This is a genomic window from Thermostichus sp. MS-CIW-41 (genome assembly GCF_054058915.1).
The window spans coordinates 1-9,856 of sequence record NZ_JBSSBO010000072.1; the positions used below are offsets into that span (position 1 = coordinate 1).

General features: G+C 60.7%; 5 protein-coding genes. All 5 read left to right on the forward strand.

What is annotated here, in order from left to right; genetic code table 11:
* Nucleotides 1-112 precede the first annotated feature (112 nt).
* Nucleotides 113-1,108: a hypothetical protein gene (locus ACVWXE_RS13800; RefSeq protein ID WP_457490584.1), complete on the forward strand. Its 996-nt coding sequence runs from the start codon at nt 113-115 to the stop codon at nt 1,106-1,108.
* On the forward strand, nt 1,105-5,688 hold the full coding sequence (locus ACVWXE_RS13805; protein WP_457490585.1) for a DUF559 domain-containing protein: 4,584 nt from the start codon (nt 1,105-1,107) through the stop codon (nt 5,686-5,688). Before ACVWXE_RS13800 ends, ACVWXE_RS13805 begins: the two co-directional genes overlap by 4 nt.
* A 43-nt stretch (nt 5,689-5,731) precedes the next feature.
* Nucleotides 5,732-5,935, forward strand: coding sequence for a type II toxin-antitoxin system VapB family antitoxin (locus ACVWXE_RS13810; protein ID WP_414418939.1), 204 nt, complete (start codon nt 5,732-5,734; stop codon nt 5,933-5,935).
* A 2-nt stretch (nt 5,936-5,937) separates the two neighbouring features.
* Complete coding sequence (gene vapC / locus ACVWXE_RS13815; RefSeq protein WP_457490587.1) at nt 5,938-6,333, forward strand: type II toxin-antitoxin system VapC family toxin; 396 nt, start codon at nt 5,938-5,940, stop codon at nt 6,331-6,333.
* Between the two features lie 268 nt (nt 6,334-6,601).
* The gene (locus ACVWXE_RS13820; RefSeq protein WP_457490586.1) at nt 6,602-9,793 is read left to right on the forward strand and encodes a DEAD/DEAH box helicase; all 3,192 of its coding nucleotides are present in this window, start codon (nt 6,602-6,604) and stop codon (nt 9,791-9,793) included.
* Nucleotides 9,794-9,856 lie beyond the last annotated feature (63 nt).

The following is a 9,856-nucleotide window of genomic DNA, read 5'->3' on the forward strand; positions in this document are numbered from 1 at the left end:
TCTCGTTTTGACAAATTGGCCAGGAACTTCTTGAGTTTTCTCTATCTCGTCAGTGCTCTCTTTTGGCTCAAATGAAAGATCAACACAACCTAGCGAAAGCGTTACCCAGGCTGTGCTCGAAGCCCTCTTCCTGCGCAAGGGACACTGGTCCGCCGAGCGCCAGCTAACCCTCGATCTTGGCGTGCCGGAAGTGGATGAGTTTCACCGGCGCTGGGATCGCTCTGTCGAACAGGAGCGGCGCAACCGCACCCGTTTTGCCCAGCGGGCCCTCAAGCCTGAGGCAGTGCAGCGGGAGCTGGAGGCCACCGATGCCGTGCTAGGGGATCCCGAAGCTGTGCGCGAATTCTTCCTGGCTGCCGCCCAGTGCCTCAACCTAGCCATAACCCCAGGGAAGCGGTCGGGGGTCTACCAGGTTAGCGTCGGCTCCGAAGCCACTGCCACCTTGCCGGAAGCCATTCGCCTGGCCCTGCCCTCTCCCAAAGGCGGGCGTTGGCTAATCAGCTTCGACTCGCCCACGCCCGAAGGTGCCGAATACATTGGCCGCAACCACCGCGTCGTGGTTGCCCTGGCCCAGTTTTTGCTGGAGGAAGCCCTCGACAACCCAGAGAAAGGGGATGCTGTCGTCTCCCGCTGCGGCGCTCTACGCACCCGAGCGGTAGTTGATCTTACAACTCTACTGCTGCTGCGGGTGCGCTACCTGGTGGAGCAACCCCAGGGGCAGCCTCTCTTGGCGGAAGAGGTGCTGGTGCTAGGCGGTGTTGGCCTGGAGAGCGGCGAGGCCCGCTGGCTGGAGACGGGCGCAGCTCTCCAACTGCTGGCCACGGCCAAGCCGGATGAGAACCTACCGCTAGCGGAAAAGCGGGAGCTGGTTCAGCATCTCCTGGCCTGTCTCGGCCCGTGGCAGGAGACAGAGGAAAACTGGGGAAGGGATCACCGGCTGCAGCAGGCGGCGCGGGAGCGGATTTTGCAGCGTGCTGCTGAGCTGGAGGCTGCCCATAGGCGCATCCGCCAAGCCGTGTCCCTACAGGGGCGGGGGCTGAAGGTGAAGCCGCAGCTTCCCCCCGATCTTTTAGGACTCCTTGTTCTCCAACCGGTGGTTTGCCGATGAGCGAGTTTTCTGGGGTACGCATCGAAGGAGGCCTGTTGGGGCCCGATATTCTCGAAAAGCTGCTGGCAGGGGATCTGCCAGGACAGAAGCCAGAAGACTTCGGCTTTAACAGCAAGCGCGGCCCAGTCGAAGAGATTGCCGCGGTCTTTGCCGATTGTCGAAAGTACTGGGAGGCCTTCCAGAGCCGCCTGCAGCGCCTGCCCGAAAGCGATCTCGCCACCAGCATCACCCGCGATGCCTGGGCGATCCCCTTCTTCAGTTTGCTGGGGATCGAGGTGCGCTATCAACCGCGCGCCTGCGAGGTGGACGGAATGAACTTCCCCATCTCGCATCGCATGGGCGAGGCGGAAGACGCGCCACCGGTGCACATCGTCGGCGCGCGCCAGGAGCTGGGCCGCGTGCCGGCTTCTGGCCGGCCTCGCCTGGCACCCCACTCGCTGCTGCAGGAGTATCTCAACCGCAGCGAGCACCTCTGGGGCATTGTTACCAACGGATTGACCCTGCGCCTCCTGCGGGACTCCACCTATGTGCGTCGGCAGGCCTATGTGGAGTTTGACCTGAAGCAGATCCTAGAGGAGCAGCGGTTTAACGACTTTGCCATCCTCTTTCGGCTGCTGCACCGCAGCCGCTTGCCCCAAACGGCAGAGCTAGCAGGGGATTGTCTGCTGGAAAAGTACTACCAACAGGCCCTGGAGCAGGGTGGCCGGGTACGGGAACGGCTGCGGGAGGGGGTTGAGGAGTGCATCAGGTTGCTGGCAAATGGGTTCCTGGCCCATCCCAAGAACCAGAGGCTGAGAGCGCGGCTCTTGTCGGATCCCAGGGAGCTCTACCGCCAACTGCTGCGCTTGGTCTACCGGTTCCTGTTCCTCTTGGTTTCCGAAGAGCGGGGGTTGATGAGCAGCGCGGCGCTCTATCGCGAGCACTACAGCGTGACGCGGCTGCGGCGGTTTTTGGATCGGCAAAGTGCCCAAGACGAACACGAGGATCTCTGGTGCAGCTTGCGGGTGCTCTGGAGGGTGCTTTCCCAAGAGGAGCTGGCGGAGCTGCTGGGGGCTGCTCCTCTCAACGGAGAGCTGTTTGCCCCTCTGGAGCTGGATGAGTGCAGCCTGAGCAACCGGGATCTGCTGCAAGCCTTTTCGCACCTAGCCTACTACCGAGAAAACCCCACCTCTCCCCTTCGGCGGGTCAACTACGCGGCGCTGGATGTAGAAGAACTGGGATCCGTCTACGAAAGCTTGCTCGACTACCAGCCTCAGATTGTAACTGGGCAAGGGGCGCCTCGCTTTGAGTTGAGCTACGGCTCAGAGCGCAAGAGCACAGGCTCCTACTACACCCCGCCGGAGCTAGTGGCCGAACTCATCCGCTCGGCGCTGGAGCCAGTGATCGAAGAACGGCTGAAAGCCGCTCGCCCACCTGAGGAAAAAGAGCAAGCGATTTTGTCCATCCGTGTGTGTGATCCCGCCTGCGGATCCGGTCACTTCCTGCTTGCTGCCGCCCGCAGGTTGGGCAAGGAACTGGCAAAGATCCGCACCGGCGAAGAGGAACCCGCCCCCGAGCGTGTCCGCGAGGCCATCCGCGATGTGGTGGCGCACTGCATCTACGGCGTGGACAAAAACCCGCTGGCGGTGGAACTCTGCCGCGTGGCCCTGTGGCTGGAGGCCCACTGCGCCGGCAAGCCCCTCACCTTCCTGGATCACCACATCAAGTGCGGCGATTCGCTGGTGGGTGTCTTGGATTTGGCGATTTTGGAAAAGGGCATCCCCGATGAAGCCTTTACCCCGGTTAGCGCTGACTCCAAGGAGGCTGCCCGCTCGCTAAAGCAGCGCAATCGCACCGAGTGCCAGAGTTTGCAAACAGGGCAGCTTTCCCTTGCTTTTGACACTGACCAGGTGGTGGCTGAGCTTAGCCAGGAGCGACAGAAGCTAGAAGCCATTCCAGACAACTCCCCGGCAGAGGTTAGCCGCAAGCAGCAGCTCTACAGCCGCTACTGCCAAGACCCGCAACACCAAAAGCTAGTGGAAGCCTGCAACCTGTGGACAGCCGCTTTTTTCCAGCCCTTGATCCCTGACTTCTCTAGGGCCATTACCACCCAAGCCGTGGCTGATCGACTGCAGGAGAGAACCCCCTCCCAGGCCCTTGCCACTGCTCAGGCCCTCGCCGTCGAGAACCGGTTTTTCCACTGGCCGCTGGAGTTCCCGGAGGTGTTTGAAAGTGGCGGCTTTGATGTCATCCTCGGCAACCCGCCCTGGGAGCAAATCCAACTGGAGGAAGAAGAATTCTTCGCCAGCCGCGATACCGCCATTGCCCGCGCGCCCAACGCCGCCGCCCGCAAACGGCTGATCGCCGACCTACCCAAGACCAACCCCGCCCTCTGGCACGACTACCAGCGTGCCCTGCACGGCGCCGAAAGCACCAGCCGCTTTTTACGGGGCAGTGGTCAATATCCCCTCACCGGCCACCGCGACATCAACACCTATTCCGTCTTTGCCGAGCGCGTGCGTAACCTGCTCAGCCCCCGCGGACGGGCCGGCATCATCATTCCTACCGGCATCGCCACCGACGCCACCAACCAGTTCTTCTTCGCCGATCTGGTGGAAAAAGGGCAACTGGCAAGTCTGTTCGATTTTGAGAACCGCCAGCGACTCTTTCCGGCAGTGGATAGCCGCATGAAATTCTGCCTGCTCACCCTCACTGGCAGCCGTACCCAGACCGACGCCACCACCTTTACCTTCTTCGCCACCCGCACCGAACATCTGCGCGACCCGCGCCGTGCCTTTCGCCTGAGCGCCACCGACATTGCCCGCATCAACCCCAACACCCGCACCCTGCCGGTCTTCCGTACCCGGCAAGATGCCGACCTGACCCGCGCCATCTATCAGCGCGTGCCGGTGTTGGTTAACGAACACACGGGAGAAAACTCTTGGGGCGTGCGCTTCCTGCGCATGTTCGATATGTCCAACGACTCGCACCTCTTCCGCACCCGCGCAGAGCTGGAAAAGCAAGGTTACCGGCTGGTGGGGAATGTGTTTGTGCCCTCACCCCCTAGCCCCTTCTCCCACACGGCGGGAGAGGGGGGAAGGATCGCAGCCCCCGACCTCTCTTCTCGCGCTGCGGGAGAAGGAGGGTACGAATTACCCAAGGCCAGCCAGGAACTGATTGCCAGGGCGCGGCAGTTGCGTCGCGAGGCGACGACCGCCGAAAGCCTGCTCTGGGAATTGTTGCGTGACCGTCGGCTGCTAGGCCGAAAATTCCGACGTCAACATCCGATTGGACAATTCATCGCCGACTTCTTCTGTGACGATGCCCGCCTGATCATTGAGATAGATGGCGCCGTGCACCGCGAACCCACTCAGCAGGAACGCGACCGTTTGCGGGAGGAAATCCTGCGCGAACATGGCTTTGCCATTCTGCGCTTTACCAATGACCAGATACTCGACCGCACAGAACAAGTCCTGCGAGAGATTGCCGCCTTTGTTACTGCCCATTCCTACGAGCATCCTTCTCCCCTCTCCCAAAGCCTTGGGAGAGGGGCCGGGGGTGAGGGCTACCTCCCCCTCTACGAAGCCAAGATGATCTGGCACTATGACCACCGCTACGGCACCTATGAGGGCGTGCGCGACCGCTCCAGCACCCAACTGCCCACGCCTGATGAGCACCAGCACGCCGACCCGCACTTTGTTGTCCAGCCCTGGTACTGGGTGCCCGCTGAAGAAGTAACGAAGCGCCTGGGCGACTGGCAGCGTGGGTGGTTGCTGGGCTTCCGGGATGTGGCACGTTCTACGGATGAGCGCACCGCCATCTTCAGCCTGCTGCCCAGAGTTGGGGTAGGACATACGATGCCCATAGTCCTTACGGGTGAGATTTCGGCTATTCATCTCTCGTGTTTTCTAGCCAATCTAAATGTCCTGATTTTTGATTGGGCATTGCGCCAGAAAATTGGTGGGACGCATCTTACTTTCTTCATCCTCCGCCAACTCCCTATTTTTCCCCCCACTGCCTACACCCCCGCCGATCTCGCCTTCATTGTGCCGCGCGCACTGGAACTGACCTACACTGCCTGGGATCTCAAGCCCTTCGCCGACGATGTGTGGAACGAAGCTGATGACGGGCTGCGGGCAGCCATCCATGCTGCGTGGGATGCAAACCGTATTGCTGTCGGCAGGCATGAATGGCGCCTGCCATCCTGGATCAGCGCTTACCCGGAGATCGAAACCAACCCGCAGAAGGGCATCCCCTTTCCGCCCTTTCGCTGGGACGAAGACCGCCGCGCGGTGCTGCGTGCCGAACTCGATGCGTACTACGCCCGGCTCTACGGCCTCACCCGCAAGCAACTGCGCTACATCCTCGACCCGGCAGACCTCACCGAACGCGAACTGGAAGACATACTCGACCCGCGGGAAGAGGTGGCAGACCCGCTCGACCCGGCTGGCTACGCTACCCGCGCTGCTGCTAGCACCTTCCCCGGCGAAACCTTTCGCGTGCTGAAGGAGAAGGAACTGAGTCAGTTCGGCGAATACCGCACGCGGCGGCTGGTACTGGAGGCGTGGGAGAAGCTGGCGCAGCACTCAATAAAAGCTTAGAATACACATAGATCTGCATTTCTATACACACAAGTGGCTCCTCATGCGCACCAACATCGTCCTGGATGACGACCTGATCGAGCGTGCCCGCCAGGTAACCGGCCTCAAGACCAAGCGCGAGGTGATTCACGAAGCGCTGCGTGTCCTGATTCGCCTACACGAGCAAGCTGAGATCCGCAACTTACGCGGCAAGTTGAAATGGGAGGGCAATTTGCATCAGCAACGCCTGTCGTGCCTGCAAGACTGAGGATGATCCTGGTGGACAGCACCATCTGGATTGATTACTTCAACGGCATTTCATCGCTTCACACCGACTATCTGGATTGGGCCCTGGATCAAACTCTTATCCTGGTGGGCGACCTGATTTTGGCAGAAGTCTTGCAGGGCTTTCGCAAAGATGCCGATTTCGAGCAGGCTCGCTGTGCTCTGGTGAAATTGCATCAGGTGCAAATGGTTAACCCCTCCCTGGCGGTGAAAAGTGCGCAGAACTTTCGCTTGTTGCGTCGCAAAGGCGTGACGGTGCGCAAAACAATAGACAGTTTGATTGCCACTTGGTGCATTGAGAACAATGTTCCGCTCCTCCACTACGACAGTGACTTCGATGGCTACGAGGCGCATCTAGGATTGCGGGTTATTCGTCCATGAGGCAGAGGTGGCCTTCTGCAGACCAGTTTTCTCTTGACATACCCCCTGCCTAAAGGCAAGGGATTCTGGTTCCTGCATTCGGAGAACGCTGCAGCCGTCGGCGGGTACTGGAGGTGTGGGGGAAGCTGGCGCATTGCCGATCCCACTTCGGAGATATCTTTTTGCCGTTCAGCGGGCCGTAGATCTTGGTGGGTGCGGTTTCAAACACCACTTGCGGCATCTTCAAGCTAGGCTTGAGCTAACCAAGCGGGCCTTAAGGGCAGATTCGATGTCCACCATCTTTGATCTCCACGCCACTGTTCTGGACGACTATCGCGATTTTGTCCGCTCCTTTTTTCTCATTGGCGACCAACGGGCACAGGCGTTTGTAGACCAAGCTTTGGAGGAAGGGATCCACCTCTGGCCAGAGCCGCTTGTGCAGCTTAGCCCTGCCTACGTAGCCGGCCCAACCGTTGATGAGTTGGCTGAAACGGGGCGGATTACTGAAGAAACAGCCCGCATCTTCCGCTCTGAGGACGGCAGACCCTTTCGTCTCTACCGCCACCAAGAGGAGGCCATCGCCAAAGCCTTGGCCGAGGAAAGCTTTGTGGTAACCAGCGGCACCGGCTCTGGCAAAAGCCTTTGCTACTTCTTGCCCATCATTGACAACTGGATTCGCCAGGGGGGATCCCTGGGCCAGGTGACGGCCCTGGTGGTCTATCCCATGAACGCCCTGGTTAACTCCCAATACCAGTCTTTACAAACTCTGCGCGAGCGGTACGAGCGCAACTACCATCGCCCTTTTCCGGTGCGCTTTGCCAGATACACCGGGGAAACTTCGGAAAACGAACGAGACCAGCTACGGCGGGATCCGCCCCAAATTCTGCTTACTAACTACGTGATGGCGGAGCTGCTTTTGGTGCGCCCCGAAGATCAGCGCTTTTTAAGTTCCAACGGGCTGCGCTTCCTGGTCTTTGACGAGCTGCACACCTACCGAGGCCGGCAGGGGGCCGATGTGGCGATGCTGGTTCGCCGCCTAAAAGGACGCTGTGGGGCCAAGAACTTGGTGCATATTGGCACCAGCGCCACCATGATTGCTCGGCCAGAGGCCAGTGCCCTGGAGCGCCGCCAGACCGTGGCCGACTTCGCCAGCCGCTTCTTTGGCCATCCCTTCACACCGGAGCAGATTATCGAGGAGACCCTGGCCCCTTTGAGCGAAGGTGGCCCGCCTTCACCTGAAGAGCTCAAACCCGCCCTCGATCCCCCCTGGCCCACCGACCTAGCTAGCCTGCGCCGCCACCCCTTGATGCGCTGGTTGGAGTACGAGCTGGGCCTAGAGTTAAGTCCCGACGGCAGCCTCAAGCGCCGCGTGCCCAGGGAGCTCTCCGAGGTGGCCGCCCAACTGGCCCAACTGACCGGCACCGCTAGCGAAAACTGTGCGGCAACGCTGCGCCAGTTCCTTGCCCACGCCAGCAGCCTGCGGGAGGGCTCTAGCCGCGGCCCGGCCTTGAAGTTGCACCAGTTTATCTCCCAGGGCCGCACCCTCTACGCCACCCTGGAGAGTCGGGACAAGCGGCAGTTTTCCCTGGAAGGACAAGTGCAAGCAGGGGAAGGAAAGCTGTTTTTCCCCGTCAAGTTCTGCCGCCACTGTGGCCAGGACTACTACCACGTCCTCAGGTCAAAGACTCACTTCCTGCCCTATCCTCTGGGGGAAGAGGTTGAGGAAGGCGAAGACCAGCAGGCCGGCTACCTCAGCTTGGATCCTCTTGACAACGAGTGGTCGCTGGAGCAGATCCCGGAAGATTGGTACACCCCTGAAAACCGGCTCAAACCCCACTGGAAAAAGCGCGTCCCCCAAGCAGTTTGGGTACGCCCGGACGGCTCCTTTTCCGAGGTGCCTCAGGCAGAGGCCCAGAAGCTGTGGTGGCAGCCCCAGCCCTTTTCTCTTTGCCTAGCTTGCGGCGAGTACTACAGTGGGCGGGAGCGGGAGTTCGCCAAGCTGGCTTCCCTCTCCAGCGAAGGCCGCTCCAGCGCCACCACCATTCTGGCCACTTCTCTGCTGCGCCATGCCGCTCAGACGGGTGCAGCCCGCGGCAAGCTGCTCACCTTTACCGACAACCGCCAGGATGCCTCCTTGCAGGCCGGCCACTTCAACGACTTTGTCCACGTGGCCCTTTTGCGGGCCGCGCTCTATGCTGCCCTGCAGGAGAAAAAAGAGCTGGACTTCTCAGAGGTAGCCCCGGCAGTGGTGCAGGCCTCAGGCTTGAGCCTTGCCGACATTACCCAAAACCCCGATTTGGATCCCCAGTCGCCGGCTGCCCAAGAGGTCTGGCAGGCTTTTACGGAGCTAACCGAATACCGGCTCTACGAGGATCTGCGGCGCGGCTGGCGGGTTACCCACCCCAACCTGGAACAGGTGGGGCTGCTGAAAATCGAATACCGCGGGCTCAAAGAGCTTTGCCAAAGCCCTGCCCTGGCTTCCCTTCACCCCTGGTTTGGCCAAGCAACCGTTGGCGAGCGAGAGGGCCTGCTGCGGGCCGTATTGGATCAGTTTCGGCGGAAATTGGCCATCGATGTCCGTCTGCTCGAGAAAGAACCCCAGAGAACGCTGCGCCGGCGGGCCGAGCAACATCTCAACGAGTTTTGGGGCCTAGAGGAGCATGACGAACTGCGGACGGCTAGCTACTTTGTTCGCCAGAGCCAGTCCCGGCAGGACTTGCAAGTTCATAGCTTGGGCCACCGCAGCGCTATTGGGCGCTTTCTCATCAAGTATCTCGAGCTGACCAGAGAAGCTTACGACGAGCTTCTGGGATCCCTGCTTTCTCTCCTAGTTAGCTACGACCTGCTGCGGCGCCACTCGGAGAATGGCCAGGAAGCCTACCAGCTCAACGCTGGCTGTCTGCGCTGGTGCCTGGGCAATGGCTCGCCGCCGCCAGATCCTCTGTATTCCCGCCGGGCCGAGCAGAGCGGCTACTCCTCTGCCCGCCGCCCCGTTAATCTCTTTTTCCAGCGCCTCTACCAGGCCGGGGCAGCAGGGCTGGGATCCCTGGAGGCTAGGGAGCACACGGCTCAGGTGGTTCGGCCAGGAGAGCGGGAGCAGCGAGAAAGGCGCTTTCGCGGGGAGGATCAAGCTCGACGCCTTCCCTATTTGGTGTGCTCGCCAACCCTGGAGTTGGGGGTCGATATTGCCGATTTGGATCTGGTGCATCTGCGCAACGTGCCCCCCACACCCGCCAACTACGCCCAGCGCAGCGGTCGGGCAGGCCGCCAGGGGCAGCCGGGACTCATCATCACCTATTGCGGGGCTTTCAATAGCCACGACCAGTACTACTTCCGCCGCCGCCGCGAGATGGTGGCCGGTCGCGTGCGCCCTCCCCGCCTGGATCTAGCCAACGAATCGCTACTGCGCGCTCACATCCACGCCGTTTGGTTGGCTCAGGTGCGCCTGCCCCTAGGTCGTGTTGATCTTATGTTAGGATAGAGAGAACAATTTATAGAGGAAAGAGGATGAAGTTGGTTTTTTTAGATGAAAACAAATGGCAGA